Source organism: Paracoccus kondratievae (genome assembly GCF_009301415.1).
In the GTDB taxonomy this organism is placed as follows: Bacteria; Pseudomonadota; Alphaproteobacteria; order Rhodobacterales; family Rhodobacteraceae; genus Paracoccus; species Paracoccus kondratievae.
The window spans coordinates 572,350-589,175 of record NZ_CP045073.1 but is presented as its reverse complement, the minus strand read 5'-3'; the positions used below and the strand labels follow the sequence as shown (position 1 = coordinate 589,175).

Genomic DNA, 16,826 nt, shown 5'->3' with positions numbered 1-16,826 from the left:
GATCATGCCTCGCCGATGCGGTTCAGGTCAAAATAGGTCGTCTGATAGATCTCGTTGATCCAGTTACCGTAAAGCAGATGCGCATGGCTGCGCCAGCGGTTCATCGGTGCCTGCGACGGGTCGTCGTCGGGGTAGTAATTCACCGGCACGTCGATCGGCTTGCCTGCCGCGACGTCGCGGTCGTATTCGTCCTTCAGCGTCGTGCTGTCATATTCAAAGTGGTTAAAGACATAGAGCGCGCGATGCGCCGCATCCTCGATCAGGCAGGGCCCGACCTGATCTGATGCGATCAGCGTCTTTAGCCCCGACCTTGCATCGACGTCGGCCTGGCTTACCTCGGTCCAGCGGCTGACAGGGACCAGCACATCATCGGAAAAGCCGCGCAGATAGGGGCTGGCCGGCGCAAGGTTGCGGTGGCGGAAACAGCCAAAGGCCTTTTCCTGCAATATGTGTTTCGGCAGCCGGTTAAAGTGCCATGCCATCGCCATGCCGCCCCAACAGACGCCAAAGGTCGAATGCACATGGGTCTGGGTCCAGTCAAAGACCCGCTTCAACTCATCCCAATAGGTGACTTCTTCAAAGGGCAGGTGCTCGACCGGCGCGCCGGTGATGATCAGGCCATCGAATTTTTCGCCCGTCGCCTCGACCTCGCAAAAGCGGCGGTAGAAGGCTGCCATGTGATCAGCGGCGGTGTTGCGGCTTTCATGATCCGACATGCGGATCAACTGAAAGTCGATCTGCAGCGGCGTCGCGCCGATCAGCCGGGCGAACTGGTTCTCGGTCTGGATCTTTTTCGGCATCAGGTTCAGCAGCCCGATGCGCAGGGGCCGGATATCCTGGGTCGCGGCCCGGCCCGGCGACATGACCATGACGCCTTCGTTCGACAGGATGTCAAAGGCAGGCAGGTCATTAGGCAGGGTGATGGGCATCATGCGTCCTTTCAGTCGGTGACTGTCTTTCGATCGCCTGGCCGATCAGGGCGATCAGATCCTCCGGGGTTTTTACGGTCGCGACCTCTTCGGCCAGCAGCGTCACGCCGCGCCGGGCCATGGCCTCGTAACGGGGCTGGCGATGCGCAAGCGCCCGGGCATAGGTCCAGCGGATAAAGTCGTCGGGGTTGACCTGATCCTCGCGCAGGCCCTTTTCGACCCGGTAATCGGTCCAGGCGCGGTCAAGGAACGCGGGCTGGTAATACATCGGTTTCGGCGCGCGGTCGAAGCGGCGTACCAGTTCCTCGGTATGCGCGTCCGAACCCTTGATCCAGATCAGCAGTAACTCCCGTTCCAGCGCATCAAGCACCGGGTCGCCATCAGCGAACGGCTCCACCACTTCGCAGACCGAGCCGCCAGAGTCGCAAACGAAATGCTCAAGCCCGTAGATTTCTTCGGCCCGGCGGATGAAATGCCCGGTGTCCAGCAATGCCGCGATCTCGGCGGCGCGGTGCTGGGCCTGGCGGCGCATGTATTCTTCGAACTCAAGCCCGCCGCGGGTGACGCTGCCCGGTTTGCCCAGATAGGTCGACAGCGGCGCAAGGTTCTCGAAGGTGATGTTCGAGGCGATATAGACCGAATCCGACAGCAGCAATTCGCGCAGAAAGGGGACCTTCATCGCCTCGCGCTTGAAGTTGTCGGCAATAAGCTCGCCCATGTAGCGGGTGCCGATGCGGTAATCGACCGAATAGTGGAACCAGTCACCCGAGGCGCGCAGCATCGAGGCAAGGAAAGTCTTGCCCAGACCCGACATGCCAAAGAACAGCACGCGCTTTTTCGGGGCGGCCAGCCATTCGGCTTTGGTCTGGTACAGCATGGGCCTTCCTTTTGCTGGGCTTGGCGATAGTTAGTCCCCCAAGGGGCCGAGGAAAAGGGGGCCGTGCAAGCTGGCCCTGATCCTGCGGCGGGGGTGCCGCACAGACCTGCGGCCTGTCACCTGCTGGCGGGCTCAGCGCGATGTGATCCGCCCCTGTCGCCGCGTCAGTGAATCCGCAGTAGCGTCGGACGGCCAATCGCGCTATGCTTTCAGTCAGACCCGGCAAACGGGCGATCAATTCGAGGCAGTGACGGCGGTATCCCATGACCGAGATGGTCTTTGGCACCACGCCCGTGCGGGCTGGTGATCCGATTCTTCCCCGATGGTGGCGCACGGTGGACCGATGGTCCCTGGCCTGCGTGCTGGGGCTATTTGCGGTGGGGCTTCTTTTGGGGCTGGCGGCTTCGGTGCCGCTTGCCGAAAAGAACGGCTTGCCGCAGTTCTATTACGTCAGCCGTCAGGCGGTCTTTGGTGCCATGGCGCTGGGGGTGATGTTGGTCGTCTCGACCTTTTCGCCCCGGCAGGTGCGTCGGCTTGGGGTCCTGTGCTTTGCCGTTGCAATGGCGGCGATCCTGCTTTTGCCCTTTATCGGCACAGACTTCGGCAAGGGCGCGGTGCGCTGGCTGCGGCTGCCGGGTGGCATGTCGGTGCAGCCGTCCGAGTTTCTGAAGCCCTGCTTTGTCGCCATCTGCGCATGGTTCATGGCCGCAAGCCAGGAGGTCGGAGGTCCGCCCGGCCGTGCCTATTCGGCGGTGCTGGCAGGCGTGGTCGTGGTGCTGCTTGCGCTGCAGCCTGACTTTGGTCAGGCCTCGCTGGTGCTCTTTTCGTGGTGCGTGATGTATTTCATCGCCGGCGCGCCGCTTTATCTGCTTTTCGGCGTGCTTGGCATGGCGATGATGGGGGGCGTCTTTGCCTATGGCGCCTCTGATCACTTTGCCCGCCGGATCAACGGCTTTCTTGCTGCCGAGGTCGATCCGCGCACCCAGCTGGGCTATGCGACCAACGCCATTCAGGAGGGCGGCTTTTTTGGCGTTGGCGTGGGCGAAGGCTCGGTCAAATGGTCGCTGCCGGACGCGCATACCGACTTTATCATCGCCGTCGCGGCCGAGGAATATGGCCTGATCCTGGTGCTGATCATCATTGCGCTATACGCGACCATCGTTATCCGTTCGCTTCTGCGCCTGCAGAATGAACGCGACCCCTTTGCCCGTATCGCCGGGACGGGACTTGCCTGTGCCTTTGGCGTGCAGGCGCTGATCAACATGGGGGTTGCGGTGCGGCTGCTGCCTGCCAAGGGCATGACGCTGCCCTTTATCAGCTATGGCGGCAGTTCGGTCATCGCTTCGGGGATTGCGGCGGGGATGCTGCTTGCGCTGACCCGCACCCGTCCTCAGGGTCGCATTGGCGACGTGCTGGGCCGAGGTCGGGGATGAGCGCCGTACAGACTCAAGGCCGGCCGCTCTGCCTGATTGCAGCAGGCGGTACCGGAGGCCATATGTTTCCCGCTCAGGCGCTGGCCGAGGTCCTGCTGGAACGCGGCTGGAGGGTAAAGCTGTCCACCGATGAACGCGGCGCGCGTTATGCCGGGGCCTTTCCGCAAGAGGTCGTGCGCGAGGTCGTCAGCTCGGCCACCACCGCACGTGGCGGGGCGCTGGCCAAGCTGGCCGTGCCGTTCCGCATTGGGGCGGGGGTCCTTGCCGCTATCCGCGCGCTGCGTGCCGACCGGCCCGCCGTGGTCGTAGGCTTTGGCGGCTATCCGACCATTCCGGCCATGTCGGCGGCGCTGGCGCTGCGGATCCCGCGCATGGTTCATGAACAGAACGGCATCATGGGGCGCGTCAACGCAGCTTTTGCCCGCCGCGTTGATCGCGTCGCCTGCGGCACCTGGCCGACCCGGTTGCCATCCGGGGTGAAGGGCCTCCATACCGGCAACCCGGTGCGACAGGCGGTGCTGGATCAGGCGGGGGCTGCCTATACGCCTGCCTCCGAAGAGGGGACGCTGAACCTTCTGGTCATTGGCGGCAGTCAGGGCGCGCGCGTGCTTTCCGACACGGTGCCCGCCGCCGTCGCCGGCCTGCCTGATGCGATGCGCGCCCGGCTGTCGGTCAGCCATCAGGCCCGCGCCGAGGATGTCGAGCGCGTGACCGCTGCCTATCTAGCCGCCGGCATTCCCGCCGAGGTGCGCCCGTTTTTCGAGGACGTGCCGCAACGGCTTGCCTCGTGCCAGTTGGTGATCAGCCGAGCCGGCGCCTCGTCGATTGCGGATATCACTGTGATCGGCCGTCCGGCCATCCTGATCCCTTATGCCGCCGCCACCGGGGACCACCAAAGCGCCAATGCCCGTGCGTTGGCGGATTCGGGCGCGGCGATCCTTTTGCCCGAATCCGTGCTTGACGCCGAAAGCCTCAGGCGCGACATGCGGGATATCCTTTCCGACAGCGCCCGCGCCACCGGCATGGCAGCGGCGGCGCTTTCGCTGGGTCGCCCGGATGCGGCGCAGCGCCTTGCAGATCTAGTGACGGAACTGACCCGATGAACGCAGCGACCAAACTTCCCGGCGAACTGGGCCCCATCCACTTTATCGGCATCGGCGGCATCGGCATGTCTGGTATCGCCGAAGTGCTGATGACGCTGGGCTATACGGTTCAGGGGTCGGATGCGAAACGCTCAAGGATCACCGACCGGCTTGAGGCCCTTGGCGCCACCGTTTTTGAAGGGCAGAGAGCCGAGAATATTGGCGATGCGGGCGTCGTCGTCATCTCGACCGCGATCAAGAAGGGCAACCCCGAACTGGAAGAGGCGCGCCGCCGCGGTCTGCCCGTCGTGCGCCGGGCCGAGATGCTGGCCGAGCTGATGCGGCTGAAATCCAACGTCGCCATTGCCGGGACCCATGGCAAGACCACGACGACGACCATGGTGGCGACCCTGCTGGACGCCGGTGGTTTTGACCCGACCGTCATCAACGGCGGCGTGATCCACGCCTATGGTTCGAACGCCCGTGCCGGGGCTGGCGAATGGATGGTGGTCGAGGCTGATGAATCGGATGGCTCGTTCAACCGTCTGCCCGCGACCATCGCCATCGTCACCAATATCGACCCCGAGCATATGGAGCATTGGGGCAGCTTTGACGCGCTGCGCAAGGGCTTTCAGGATTTTGTCTCGAACATTCCCTTTTATGGCCTTGCCGTCTGCTGCACCGATCACCCCGAGGTGCAGGCGCTGGTCGGCCGGTTGACGGACCGCCGCGTTGTCACCTTTGGCTTTAACGCTCAGGCCGATGTGCGGGCGATGAACCTGCGCTATGAGGACGGAGTAGCACATTTCGATATCGCCCTGCAGGCCGAGGCCGATCTGAATGGCGACGATGTCCCGGTGATCGAGGGCTGCACCCTGCCGATGCCGGGCGATCATAACGTCTCGAATGCGCTTGCGGCCGTGGCGGTCGCCCGCCATCTGGGCATGAAGCGTGCCCAGATCCGAGAGGCGCTGGCTCGGTTCGGAGGCGTTGGCCGCCGCTTTACCCGCGTTGGCGTGGTGAACGGGGTCACGATCATTGATGATTATGGCCATCATCCGGTCGAAATCGCGGCGGTGCTCAAGGCCGCGCGGCAGGCGACCAAGGGACGCGTCATCGCAGTGCACCAGCCGCATCGCTATTCGCGGCTGTCGAGCCTGTTTGACGATTTCTGCACCTGCTTCAACGAGGCCGACGTCGTTGGCATTGCCGAGGTCTATGCCGCGGGCGAGGACCCGATCCCCGGTGCCTCTCGCGATGATCTGGTTGCGGGGTTGATTGCCCATGGCCATCGCCATGCCCGGGCTGTGATCGACGAAACCGATCTGGCGCGGCTGGTCCGCGAACAGGCGCGGCCCGGCGATATGGTGGTCTGCCTTGGGGCGGGCACTATTTCGGCCTGGGCGAATAATCTGCCCGAACTTCTGGCGGAGAAAGCGGCGTGATCGCCCTTGCAAGCCATCCTGCCACTGCGGCGCTTGCTGCTGTCCTTTGGGGCGTGATGGCCTGTCTCTTGCCCTTTGTGCGGCTGCGCTGGCGCTATTCGGCCTTTTGGACGCTGGTTCTTTGCGGGGTGCCGGTGCTGGGCTGGCTGACCTATCTGTGCGGGCCGGGTTTTGGCGTGCTGTTCTTTGCACTTGGCCTGTCCCTGCTTGTCTGGCCGCCGTTTGACCCCCGGCGTCGGCGCCGTGCGCTGGTCCAGCGCGGTCTGCGCTGAGCGCGAGGCTATGGGAGAGGTCTGGCTGATCGTCGCCGGGGTCGTGGTGCTGACCGGCATCATTGGCGCATTGCGGGTTGCCGCCCGGACCGGAGGCAAGCTTGCGATCGACTTTGCCTTGCTGCTTGGCTCGGCCCTGTTGTGCTACATGATCGGCGCAAGCAAGACCGGCGGTCATTTGCCCGGCCTTGCGGGCATGCTGATGAGTCTGCTGATGCTGATCGCGGCAGGTGGGCTGCTGCTGGGGGCAGGGGTGCGCTGGCTCTTTGACGGGATCGCCCGGTCAGCGCCGAAACGCCCACCCGTCGGCAGCTGGGATATCTGGCTGTTGCTGGTCCTGTCGACCCTGGCGGTGGGTTTCAGTATCGCTGAGTGACTGCTTTCCCCTGGCTGCATTGACGGCATCCGCAACGCTGATTAACGAACCGACATGACCCAGACGCTTCCTTCGCCGCGCGGCGCACTGACCCCGAACCGAGTTCTTGCCGATCTGACCTGGCTGCGCGTCGGGGGCCCTGCCGATTGGCTGTTCCAGCCCGCGGATGAGGCCGATCTGGCCGATTTCCTGGGTGATCTCGATCCCGAGTTGCCGGTTTTCCCGATGGGCGTCGGATCGAACCTCATCGTGCGCGACGGCGGTATTCGTGGTGTGGTGATCCGGCTGGGACGTGGCTTCAACGCCATTTCATGCCAGGACGGGACTGTTACCGCCGGGGCAGCCGCGCTTGACGCCCATGTCGCGCGCCGCGCGGCCGAGGCGGGGCTGGACCTGACCTTTCTGCGGACCATTCCCGGCAGTATTGGCGGTGCGGTGCGGATGAATGCGGGCTGTTATGGTTCTTATGTCGCAGATCACCTGATCTCGGTCCGTGCCGTCGCCCGTGACGGCAGTCTGCACGAAATCCCGGCCGCGGATCTGCGCCTGGCCTATCGCCATTCGGAAATTCCCGAAGGCTGGGTGATCACCGAGGCCCGCTTTCGCGCCGGGCAGGGTGACCCGCAGGCACTCGCGGCCCGGATGGATGAGCAGCTTGCCCGTCGTGACGCAAGCCAGCCCACGCGCGACCGCAGTGCTGGCTCGACCTTCCGCAATCCGGCAGGCTATTCCTCGACCGGCCGTGCCGATGACAGCCATGAATTGAAGGCATGGCGCCTGATCGACGAGGCGGGCTTGCGCGGCCACCGCCTGGGCGGTGCGCAAATGTCTGAAAAGCACCCCAATTTCCTGCTGAATGCCGATGGCGCCACGGCCGCCGACCTTGAGGCGCTAGGCGAGCTGGTGCGCCGGAAGGTGCGCGAGACGAGCGGCCATCAACTGGAATGGGAAGTCATTCGTATTGGTGAGCCGTAACTTGCCTGCCTGTCCCGAAATATCGCGCCCGATGCGAAAAGGGACTTTTGTGATTCGGCCATAACAGCTATCCTCACCGAACAAATACCCGGATCAACCGGGGACATGAGGCGGAAATTGGCGGGCAGGTCGAGCAGGACAGCCCCGAAAGTCGTGGTCCTGATGGGCGGCCCCTCGGCAGAGCGCGAGGTGTCACTGTCCTCTGGGCGTGAATGCGCGAAGGCGCTGCGGCAGGCGGGCTTTGAAGTCGTGGAACTGGATGCGGGCAGGGATCTGCCCGCGCGTCTGGCCGAGTATGCGCCTGACGTGGTCTTTAACGCGCTGCACGGCCGCTGGGGCGAGGATGGCTGCGTTCAGGGCCTGCTAGAGTGGCTGGGCTATCGCTATACGCATTCGGGCGTGCTGGCCTCTGCGCTGGCCATGGATAAAAGCCGCGCCAAACAGGTGCTGCGCCTTGCCGGGCTGCCGGTCATGGATAGCGTGATCGCCTCGGCCGATGAGGTGCGCAACCGTCATGTCATGGCCCCGCCCTATGTGGTTAAACCGAATGACGAGGGCTCTTCGGTCGGCGTGTATATCGTGCACGAGGCCGCGAACGGTCCGCCTCAGCTCTCGGACCAGATGCCCGCGCGGGTGATGGTGGAAACCTATGCCCCGGGCCGGGAACTGACCGTCGCTGTGCTGAGCGACCGTGCGCTTGGCGTCACCGAGATCGTGACCAGGGGCTGGTATGATTATGATGCCAAATACAAGCCCGGCGGTTCGACCCATGTGATCCCGGCTGATATCCCGGCCGAAATCGCCGCCGCCTGCCGCGACTATGCTGTCCGCGCGCATCAGGCGCTTGGCTGCCGGGGGCTTACCCGGACGGATTTCCGCTGGGACGAAAGCCGCGGGCTGGACGGGCTGATCATCCTTGAGGTGAATACCCAGCCCGGCATGACGCCCACCTCTCTGGCCCCGGAACAGGCGGCCCATACTGGTATGGACTTTCCCGCGCTTTGCCGCTGGATCGTCGAGGAGGCGCTGTGCAGGGCCTGAATCCCTTTCACCGTGGGCATGGTGACGGTGGCCGTCCGGCCCCGGTGCGGCACGTTCCTGCGCGTCCTGCCCCGGCGCTGAACCGCGCGCCACGCCGCGATCCTGCGCCTTCGCGCCTTGCCTATCGCCTGAACCGGATGATGCTGCGTCCGCTGGTGCGGCGGCTTGTCCATATCGGCCTGCCGGCCTTTCTGGCGGCAATGGTCGCGGGGCTGTGGCTTTCCGATGAAACGCGCCGCGCCAATCTGACCGGTGGTATCAACGCCATCGTTGATCGCATCCAGCACCGCGAGGAGTTCATGGTCAAGATGATGACCATCGAAGGGGCCTCGCCGGTCGTGGACAAGGGCTTGCGCGCCATGTTGCCGGTCGATCTGCCGGCCTCCAGCTTTGACATCGACCTTGAAAAGCTGCGCGAGCGGGTGCTGAAGCTTGACGCGGTCGAGGCGGTTGATCTGCGCATCAAGCCGGGCGGGGTGCTGTCGGCGGTGGTGACCGAACGGGTGCCGGTGGTGCTGTGGCGCCATGCGCGGGGGATCGAGCTGCTTGACAAGACCGGGCATCGCGTTGCCTCGGTCACCTCGCGTGAGGTGCGGGGCGATCTGCCGATCATCGCGGGTGAGGGCGCAGACCTTGCCGCCCCCGAGGCGCTGGCCCTGATCGACGCGGCCGGGCCGATCCTGCCCCGTCTGCGCGGGCTGGAACGTATTGGAGAGCGGCGCTGGGACTTGGTTCTGGATCGCGGCCAGCGCATCAAGCTGCCCGAAGACAAGGCCCTGCAGGCGCTTGAGCGTGCCATTGCGCTGGACCGCGCCCAGGACATGTTTGAACGCGACATCGCGGTGATCGATCTGCGGCAGGAGGCACGGCCGGTGGTGCGGCTGGGGCTTGAGGCCCAGAACGCCATTCGCCGCGCGCGCGGCCAACCCGAGATCGGGCCTGACGGCAAACCGGTCGAAGCCGCCGGAAAATCCGGTGGAAAGAGCACGAAAAAGAGCGGCTAACAGCTTGGAGAGGCAGGAAGATATGAAGGATCTGTATCAGGGCCAGCGGGCAATGCGAAACATGCGCCGCCAGGCGATGCAGCGCGGCGTCATCGCGGTTCTGGATATCGGGACCTCGAAAATCGCCTGTCTTGTCCTGCAATTCGACGGTCCAAGTCAGTTCCGCGAAACCGATGGCGTCGGCCCTATGGCCGGTCAGTCGAATTTCCGGGTTATCGGTACCGCCACCACCCGTTCGCGCGGGATGCGCTATGGCGAGATCGAGACCATGGCCGAGACGGAACGCGCCATCCGCACGGTGATCCAGTCGGCGCAAAAGGTCGCTGGGACCCGGGTAGATCACGTCATCGCCTGTATCTCGGGCGCGCGTCCGGCAAGCTATGGGCTGGCGGGCGAAATCACGCTGCCTTCGGGCAAGGTCACCGAAACCGACGTGGCGCGGGTGCTGGCCTCATGCGACGTGCCCGATTTCGGGCGCGGGCGAGAGGTGCTGCACGCTCAGCCGGTGAACTTTGCCATCGACGGGCGTTCTGGTCTGTCGGACCCGCGCGACCAGTCGGGCAGCCGCCTGGCCTGCGACATGCATGTGCTGACCATCGACGGTGATGCTGCCGGGAACCTCGTCCATTGTATCCGGCGCTGCGACATGGAGCTGGCGGGCGTGGCCTCGGCCTCTTACGCCGCTGGGCTTGCTGCGCTGGTCGAGGATGAGCAGGAACTGGGCGCGGCCTGTATCGATCTGGGCGGCGGTACCACCGGCGTGTCGGTGTTCATTAAAAAGCACATGATATTTGCCGATGCGGTGCGCTTTGGCGGCGATCTGATCACCCAGGACATCGCCAAGGGTCTGCGCGTCAGCTACGCCGTGGCCGAGCGGCTGAAGACCCTGCATGGCGGGCTTGAGGCCACCGGCCGTGATGACCGCGAAATGATCGAACTGGGCGGTTCGACCGGGGACTGGGATACCGACCGCCGCAGCGTCAGCCGTGCCGATCTGATCGGCATCATGCGTCCCCGCGTCGAAGAGATCCTTGAGAAAGTGGGTGAGATCCTTGAGGCAGCGGGCTTTGATTGCATGCCCGCGCGTCAGATCGTCCTGACCGGCGGGTCAAGCCAGATCCCGGGGCTGGACGTCCTTGCCTCGCGCATTCTGGGACAGAATGTCCGTATCGGCCGGCCGCTGCGCATTCAGGGCCTGCCGCATAACGCGACCGCGCCGGGCTTTTCCTCGGCCATCGGGCTGGCGCTGCTGACGGCCCATCCGCAGGATGAATGGTGGGATTTCGACATGCCCGCCGAACATTATCCGGCGCGCAGTCTGCGCCGGGCCTATCGCTGGTTCCGCAACAACTGGTGATCAGGCAGAACCCGGATGCGGTGGTGTGGGCGGGCGTCCCCACCACATGCTGGAGTTTGGGCAAGATACCGCCGAGAACCCCGGCGATTACCGCCATATTTGGTATGCGACCTGTGTTTTTCGGGTGACGCTCGGAGAGAATCTGGCTAGGCTGAGAGCCATAGGGGATTCGACCGGACTGCGCAGATGTCCGGCGCAACAGATGTAAGGCAGGCGAGACATGGAACGGCAGATCCACCTGATGCTGAATGATGACCAGGAACTGAAGCCGCGCATTACCGTCTTCGGCGTCGGGGGCGCGGGCGGAAACGCAGTCAACAACATGATCGAAAAGCAGCTTGAGGGCGTCGAATTCGTCGTGGCGAATACCGATGCGCAGGCGCTGCAGCAGTCCAAGGCTGAAAGCCGCATCCAGCTGGGCCCGAAAGTGACCGAAGGTCTGGGCGCGGGTGCCAAGCCGACCATCGGTGCCAAGGCGGCCGAAGAAACGATCGAGGACATCGTCGATCACCTCATGGGTGCGCATATGTGCTTTATCACCGCCGGTATGGGCGGTGGCACCGGCACCGGCGCTGCCCCGATCATCGCTCAGGCCGCGCGTGAGATGGGCATCCTGACCGTCGGCGTTGTGACCAAGCCCTTCCAGTTCGAGGGCACCAAGCGGATGCGCCAGGCCGAGGAAGGGGTCGAACAGCTGCAGAAAGTTGTCGACACGCTGATCATCATTCCCAACCAGAACCTGTTCCGTCTGGCGAATGAAAAGACCACCTTCACCGAAGCCTTCGCCATGGCTGACGACGTGCTTTATCAGGGCGTCAAAGGCGTGACCGACCTGATGGTGCGTCCGGGCCTGATCAACCTCGACTTCGCCGACGTGCGCGCGGTGATGGACGAGATGGGCAAGGCGATGATGGGCACCGGCGAGGCCTCGGGCGAGAACCGCGCCGTTCAGGCCGCCGAGAAAGCCATCGCCAACCCGCTGCTGGACGAAATCAGCCTCAACGGCGCCAAGGGTGTGCTTATCAACATCACCGGTGGCTATGACCTCACCCTGTTCGAAATGGACGAGGCGGCCGAGAAGATCCGCGAGAAAGTCGATGCCGATGCCAATATCATCGTCGGTTCGACCCTCGACCCCCAGATGGAAGGTTCGATCCGCGTTTCGGTCGTGGCGACCGGCATCGACGCTTCGGTGGCCGAAATCCCGGCCCCGCGCCGTGGTATGCGCGAGCCGCTGACCCAGACCCCTTCGGTCACGCAGAAAGCGGTCGAAGAAGATATCCCGGTTCCCCCGCGCCGTACCGCTCCGGTCGCCGAATCGACCCTGCACCAGCCTGTTGCGCGCCCTCAGCCCACCGCGCCTGCCGCGCAGCACGAAGACGACGATATGCCGCGCCCGGCCTATCAGCCGGAACTGCGCCAGACCCCCGCTGCGCCTCAGGCCGGCGATGTTCTGAACGGTGACGCTGGCGGTTTTGTCGCGCCGACCCGCCGCCCGCAGGCCCCGGCCGGTACCCCGTCGGACGAGGTGATGCAGCGTCTTGCGCGCGCCGTGCAAAAGGCGCCTGAGCGTCAGGCCGCCCAGCAGGCGGCCGCCGAGCAGCCGCGTGGTCAGGGCCGCATGGCCGGTCTCAGCCGGATGCTTGAGCGCATCTCGGGTCATACCGAACAGGCGGAAAAGCCCGCGCCCTCGACCATCGCCGAACGTGTCAGTGAGCGTGTGGCTGCGCGGAATCGCAGCGGTTTTGATGCTGGGTTCGATGATCTGGCCAGCCCGGATCGTTCGGACGACAATGTTGAAATTCCCGCGTTCCTGCGCCGTCAGGCCAATTGAGCAGATCACAAAATTTCTGTGGCAGAATCATAGGGGACCGCTTCGGCGGTCCTTTTTATTTGCAAAATCAATAGTCTGCCCGGGTCTTGAGGCTGTGTTGCAGTCCGGGGGAGTGATTGTTTCACGCCGTTACAAAACGTTAATTGAGCAATCTGCAGGGCGTGCCTAACTCAATCTGGCGGCCGTGGGGAGATTCTCCCGGCGCGGGTCGTCAACAGAGAACGGCGGGTAAGACCATGCAGATCACCATTGCTCAGAAAGCGCAGTTCCGTGGCGTCGGGCTGCATTCCGGTGCAGCCGTGCGGCTGGTGATCCTGCCTGCGCCGGTGGATCATGGCATTGTGTTCGTGCGCACCGATCTGGACGGCGCCCGCATTCCTGCCCGTTGGGACCATGTGACGCCCTCGCAGCTTTGCACCCTGCTCGACAATGGCGAGGGGGCGACCGTCTCGACGGTCGAGCATGTGATGGCGGCGCTGACCGGGACCGGAATCAACAACGCTGTGGTCGAGGTGAACGGACCCGAGGTGCCGATTCTGGACGGTTCCTCCGCACCCTTCGTGCGTGGCATTCTTGAGGCGGGTCTGCGGCAGCAGAACGCCCCGCTGCGCGCCATTCGCGTGCTGCGCGAGGTCGAGGTTCAGCAGGGTGAGGCTTATGCACGCCTGTCCCCTGCCGATCACCTTGAGATCCATTTCGACATCGACTTTGTCGATGCGGCCATCGGCCATCAGGAAAAGCGACTCGACATGGCCAACGGCACCTTCGTGCATGAACTCATGGACAGCCGCACCTTTTGCCGCAAGGCAGACGTGGTGAAGATGCAGGAAAGCGGTCTGGCGCTTGGCGGTACCTATCTGAACGCCGTGGTTTTTGATGGCGACAAGGTGCTGTCGCCGGGTGGGCTGCGCCACCGGGACGAGGCTGTGCGCCACAAGATGCTGGATGCGGTCGGCGATCTTGCGCTGGCCGGGGCGCCGCTGCTGGCGCGCTACACAGGCCACCGCGCGGGCCATGCCATGACCAACCGGCTGCTGCGGGCCCTGTTTGCCCAGCCGGATGCCTGGGAATGGGTGACGCTGACCCCGACGATGGAAAGCCGGCTGCCCGGTGCAGGGGTGCTGGCCTCGGCTCAGCGAATCGCTGCTGCTACCCGTCAGCTGGCCGTCGCCTGAAGGTGATGGCCGGCTTCAGCCTGCATCGCTGTTTTTCCGGTTTTGGCATTTTGCGCAACCAGATTTTCTGTGCTAGGACGACCAGGCTGCACGGGCTGTTTCCTGATGCGGCGGCATGAATTTCTGACGGGCAGGGTAGAATGACAGGCATCAGATCGGGTTCCTTGGTCGCGGCTGTGCTGTCGTTGGGCCTTCTGGCAGGATGCGCGGGCGGGGGCGGCAAAGAACCCGAATCGTTCGAGAACTTCACTGCCGAAGAAATCTACAAGCGCGGCGAGTACGAGCTTGAGAATTCGCGCAAGCCCAAGGATGCGGTGAAGTATTTCTCTGAGGTCGAGCGGCTTTACCCTTATTCCGAATGGGCCAAGCGTGCGCTGATCATGCAGGCCTATTCCTACCACCGTGCCCGCCAATACGAAGAGGCGCGGGGCGCGGCCCAGCGGTTCATCGACACCTATCCGGGCGATGAGGACGCAGCCTATGCGAAATACCTGCTGGCGCTGTCCTATTACGACCAGATAGACGAGATCGGCCGCGACCAGGGCCTGACCTTTCAGGCGCTGCAGGCGCTGCGCGAGGTGATCGAGCAATATCCCGATACGGAATATGCGCGTTCCTCGATCCTCAAGTTCGACCTGGCCTTTGACCATCTCGCCGCCAAAGAGATGGAGATTGGTCGCTACTACCTCAAGCGCGGCCATTACACCGCTGCGATCAACCGGTTCCGCGTGGTGGTCGAGGACTTCCAGACCACCTCGCACACGCCCGAGGCGCTGATGCGGTTGGTCGAGGCCTATCTGGCGCTGGGTCTGAACGATCAGGCTCAGACGGCGGGGGCGATTCTCGGCCATAACTTCCGCTCCTCGCCCTTCTATGCCGATGCTTATGCGCAGCTGCGCGGTCGCGGCCTGTCGCCCGAGGCGCGTGGCGACAGCTGGCTGACGCGTGTCTATCGGCAGGTCATTCAGGGCAAGTGGCTGTAAGCGGGCGATGCTGCGGCATCTCGATATCCGCGATATGCTGCTCATCGACCGGCTGGAGCTGGAGTTCCGGCCCGGCCTGAACGTGCTGACCGGAGAGACTGGGGCGGGTAAATCGATCCTGCTTGATTGTCTTGGGTTTGTCCTCGGCTGGCGCGGTCGTGCCGATCTGGTCCGGCAGGGCGCGACTCAGGGCGAGGTGACGGCCGTCTTTGACCTGCCGCCCGATCATCCCGCCCGCACCCTTCTGGATGAGGCGGGTTTTCCGGTCTCGGATGAACTGATCATCCGCCGCGTGAACGGTGCCGATGGGCGCAAGACCGGCTGGATCAACGACCGGCGCGCCTCGGGTGAGGTGTTGCGGACCCTGTCCGAGGTGCTGGTCGAGCTGCATGGCCAGCATGATGACCGCGGACTTTTGAACCCGCGTGGCCATCGCCTGTTGCTTGATGCCTTTGCCGGGGTGGACCTTGGCCCGACCCGCGCGGCATGGGCCGCCCGGCGCGAGGCGCGGGCCGCATTGGCTGAGGCCGAGGCCGCTTTGGCAGCTGCCAAGGACGAAGAAGAGTTCCTGCGGCATGCGGTGGCTGAACTCGATAAGCTTGATCCTCAGCCGGGCGAAGAGGACACGCTTGATACCCGCCGCCGCGCCATGCAAGGGGCCGAGCGCATCCGCGAGGACGTGGTTCGCGCCCTGCAGGCGTTGGGCACAGAGGGGGCCGAGGGCGCGATGCTGGACGCCGCGCGCTGGCTTGACGGCGCCGCCGAACGTGCCGAGGGGCGGCTTGAGGGCCCCGCAGCCGCCCTGCAACGGGCGCTGATCGAACTGGGTGAGGCGGTGTCAGGCGTCGAGGCGGCTCTTGATGCGATGGAGTTTGACCCGCGCGAGCTTGAGGCGACCGAAGAGCGGCTTTTTGCGCTGCGGGCGCTGGCGCGCAAACATGGCGTTCTGGCGGATGATCTGGCGGTGCTCGCGGATGAACTGCGTGGCCGTCTGGGTCGGATCGACGCGGGCGAGGATAATATTGCCCGCCTGCGCACCGCCGTAGACGAGGCCGATGCGCATTATGACGCCGCCGCCTCTGACCTTACGCAGCAGCGCATCGCGGCGGCCAAGCGGCTCGATGCCGCGATGGCGGCCGAACTTGCCCCGTTGAAAATGGAACGCGCGGTCTTTGCGACCCTGATATCTGAGGGCGATCCGGGGCCAGAGGGACGCGATATGGTCGCCTTTACCGTTGCGACCAATCCCGGTGCCCCTGCCGGGCCACTGGACCGCATCGCCTCGGGTGGTGAGCTGTCGCGGTTTCTGCTGGCGCTCAAGGTTTGTCTGGCGCGCGGTAATGATGCGCTGGTGCTGATATTTGACGAGATCGACCGTGGTGTCGGCGGGGCTACTGCCGATGCGGTTGGCCGTCGCCTCGCCCGGCTGGCCGAGGACGCACAGGTCCTGGTCGTCACCCACAGCCCACAGGTTGCGGCCTTGGGCGGCCATCATTTCCGGGTGGCGAAGTCGGTTCAGGGCGGCATGACCACTTCAGAGGTGGCGGCGTTGACCGACAGCCAGCGTATCGAAGAGATCGCGCGGATGCTGTCGGGCGAGGAAATCACCCCCGCCGCGAAAGAGGCTGCGCGGTCGTTGCTACGCGGCTGATCGTCGGGCTCTAGTCCATGATCTTGTCGACCTGTCGGATGATGGACAGGACACGCGCGCTTTCCGGATCATAGCGGATCAGTTTTCCATCGACGATGCCATAGCGGCTGCCGGCGGGGGCCTGACTCATTCCGTAAAGGCCGGGGCGCGTCACCTGATGCAGACGTGCGCTATCCAGCTGGTCGCCGACACGCAGCGCCGAGGATTGGGATTGGCCGACGGCCTGTGATTTGCCCGCCCCTTTCGCCTGCCCCGCCGGTTCCGCAAAGCTGGGCGGAACAAGGGCGGTAAGCAGGCAGACGATAAGAATCAGGCTCTGGCGATTGCGTGACATGGGTCCAGCCTAGCACAAGAAGCTTGCTTGTAGGTTAAACGCCGCAAGCTACCGATTG

The 16,826-nt window shown here is 64.3% G+C and carries 16 protein-coding genes; 13 read left to right on the top strand and 3 right to left on the bottom strand.

Features of this window, described 5'->3' with window-relative positions; genetic code table 11:
• Positions 1-2: 2 nt before the first annotated feature.
• A complete protein-coding gene (locus F8A10_RS14200) occupies positions 3-929 on the bottom strand; it encodes a homoserine O-succinyltransferase (RefSeq protein WP_010397967.1) in 927 nt (308 codons plus the stop codon).
• Positions 910-1,806: an ATPase gene (locus F8A10_RS14195; protein WP_085502459.1), complete on the bottom strand. Its 897-nt coding sequence runs from the start codon at positions 1,804-1,806 to the stop codon at positions 910-912. Before F8A10_RS14195 ends, F8A10_RS14200 begins: the two co-directional genes overlap by 20 nt.
• A gap of 263 nt (positions 1,807-2,069) precedes the next feature.
• Here F8A10_RS14195 and F8A10_RS14190 point away from each other — a divergent pair, with 263 nt between their 5' ends.
• The 13 genes from F8A10_RS14190 to recN all read left to right on the top strand — a co-directional run bounded on the left by F8A10_RS14190 (position 2,070) and on the right by recN (position 16,434).
• Positions 2,070-3,239 (top strand): peptidoglycan glycosyltransferase FtsW, encoded by a 1,170-nt coding sequence (locus F8A10_RS14190; RefSeq protein WP_010397972.1) that lies wholly within the window; start codon positions 2,070-2,072, stop codon positions 3,237-3,239.
• Complete coding sequence (murG, locus tag F8A10_RS14185) at positions 3,236-4,342, top strand: undecaprenyldiphospho-muramoylpentapeptide beta-N-acetylglucosaminyltransferase (RefSeq protein WP_152367640.1); 1,107 nt, start codon at positions 3,236-3,238, stop codon at positions 4,340-4,342. Before F8A10_RS14190 ends, murG begins: the two co-directional genes overlap by 4 nt.
• Entirely contained in the window at positions 4,339-5,766 is a 1,428-nt protein-coding gene (murC, locus tag F8A10_RS14180; RefSeq protein WP_152367639.1) for a UDP-N-acetylmuramate--L-alanine ligase, read from the top strand. The genes murG and murC overlap by 4 nt, the downstream gene beginning before the upstream one ends.
• On the top strand, positions 5,763-6,038 hold the full coding sequence (locus F8A10_RS14175; RefSeq protein WP_010397979.1) for a DUF2484 family protein: 276 nt from the start codon (positions 5,763-5,765) through the stop codon (positions 6,036-6,038). Before murC ends, F8A10_RS14175 begins: the two co-directional genes overlap by 4 nt.
• Positions 6,010-6,414: a hypothetical protein gene (locus F8A10_RS14170; RefSeq protein WP_227493514.1), complete on the top strand. Its 405-nt coding sequence runs from the start codon at positions 6,010-6,012 to the stop codon at positions 6,412-6,414. The genes F8A10_RS14175 and F8A10_RS14170 overlap by 29 nt, the downstream gene beginning before the upstream one ends.
• Before the next feature lie 54 nt (positions 6,415-6,468).
• Positions 6,469-7,389 (top strand): UDP-N-acetylmuramate dehydrogenase, encoded by a 921-nt coding sequence (murB, locus tag F8A10_RS14165; RefSeq protein WP_010397982.1) that lies wholly within the window; start codon positions 6,469-6,471, stop codon positions 7,387-7,389.
• Between the two features lie 105 nt (positions 7,390-7,494).
• Positions 7,495-8,430, top strand: a complete 936-nt coding sequence (locus tag F8A10_RS14160; protein ID WP_152367638.1) for a D-alanine--D-alanine ligase — start codon at positions 7,495-7,497, stop codon at positions 8,428-8,430.
• Positions 8,418-9,434 carry a cell division protein FtsQ/DivIB gene (locus tag F8A10_RS14155; RefSeq protein ID WP_085502463.1) on the top strand — a complete coding sequence of 339 codons (1,017 nt, stop codon included), beginning with the start codon at positions 8,418-8,420 and terminating at the stop codon, positions 9,432-9,434. The genes F8A10_RS14160 and F8A10_RS14155 overlap by 13 nt, the downstream gene beginning before the upstream one ends.
• A gap of 22 nt (positions 9,435-9,456) precedes the next feature.
• Positions 9,457-10,791 carry a cell division protein FtsA gene (gene ftsA / locus F8A10_RS14150; protein ID WP_010397988.1) on the top strand — a complete coding sequence of 445 codons (1,335 nt, stop codon included), beginning with the start codon at positions 9,457-9,459 and terminating at the stop codon, positions 10,789-10,791.
• Positions 10,792-11,011: 220 nt separating this feature from the next.
• The gene (gene ftsZ, locus F8A10_RS14145; RefSeq protein WP_010397991.1) at positions 11,012-12,625 is read left to right on the top strand and encodes a cell division protein FtsZ; all 1,614 of its coding nucleotides are present in this window, start codon (positions 11,012-11,014) and stop codon (positions 12,623-12,625) included.
• 236 nt (positions 12,626-12,861) lie between these two features.
• Complete coding sequence (gene lpxC, locus F8A10_RS14140; protein WP_085502464.1) at positions 12,862-13,800, top strand: UDP-3-O-acyl-N-acetylglucosamine deacetylase; 939 nt, start codon at positions 12,862-12,864, stop codon at positions 13,798-13,800.
• Between the two features lie 140 nt (positions 13,801-13,940).
• Complete coding sequence (locus F8A10_RS14135; RefSeq protein WP_010397995.1) at positions 13,941-14,783, top strand: outer membrane protein assembly factor BamD; 843 nt, start codon at positions 13,941-13,943, stop codon at positions 14,781-14,783.
• Between the two features lie 7 nt (positions 14,784-14,790).
• Positions 14,791-16,434, top strand: a complete 1,644-nt coding sequence (recN, locus tag F8A10_RS14130; protein ID WP_152367637.1) for a DNA repair protein RecN — start codon at positions 14,791-14,793, stop codon at positions 16,432-16,434.
• Between the two features lie 10 nt (positions 16,435-16,444).
• On the opposite strand, the gene F8A10_RS14125 is transcribed toward recN, so the two are convergent.
• Complete coding sequence (locus F8A10_RS14125) at positions 16,445-16,768, bottom strand: hypothetical protein (protein ID WP_010397998.1); 324 nt, start codon at positions 16,766-16,768, stop codon at positions 16,445-16,447.
• Positions 16,769-16,826: the final 58 nt, after the last annotated feature.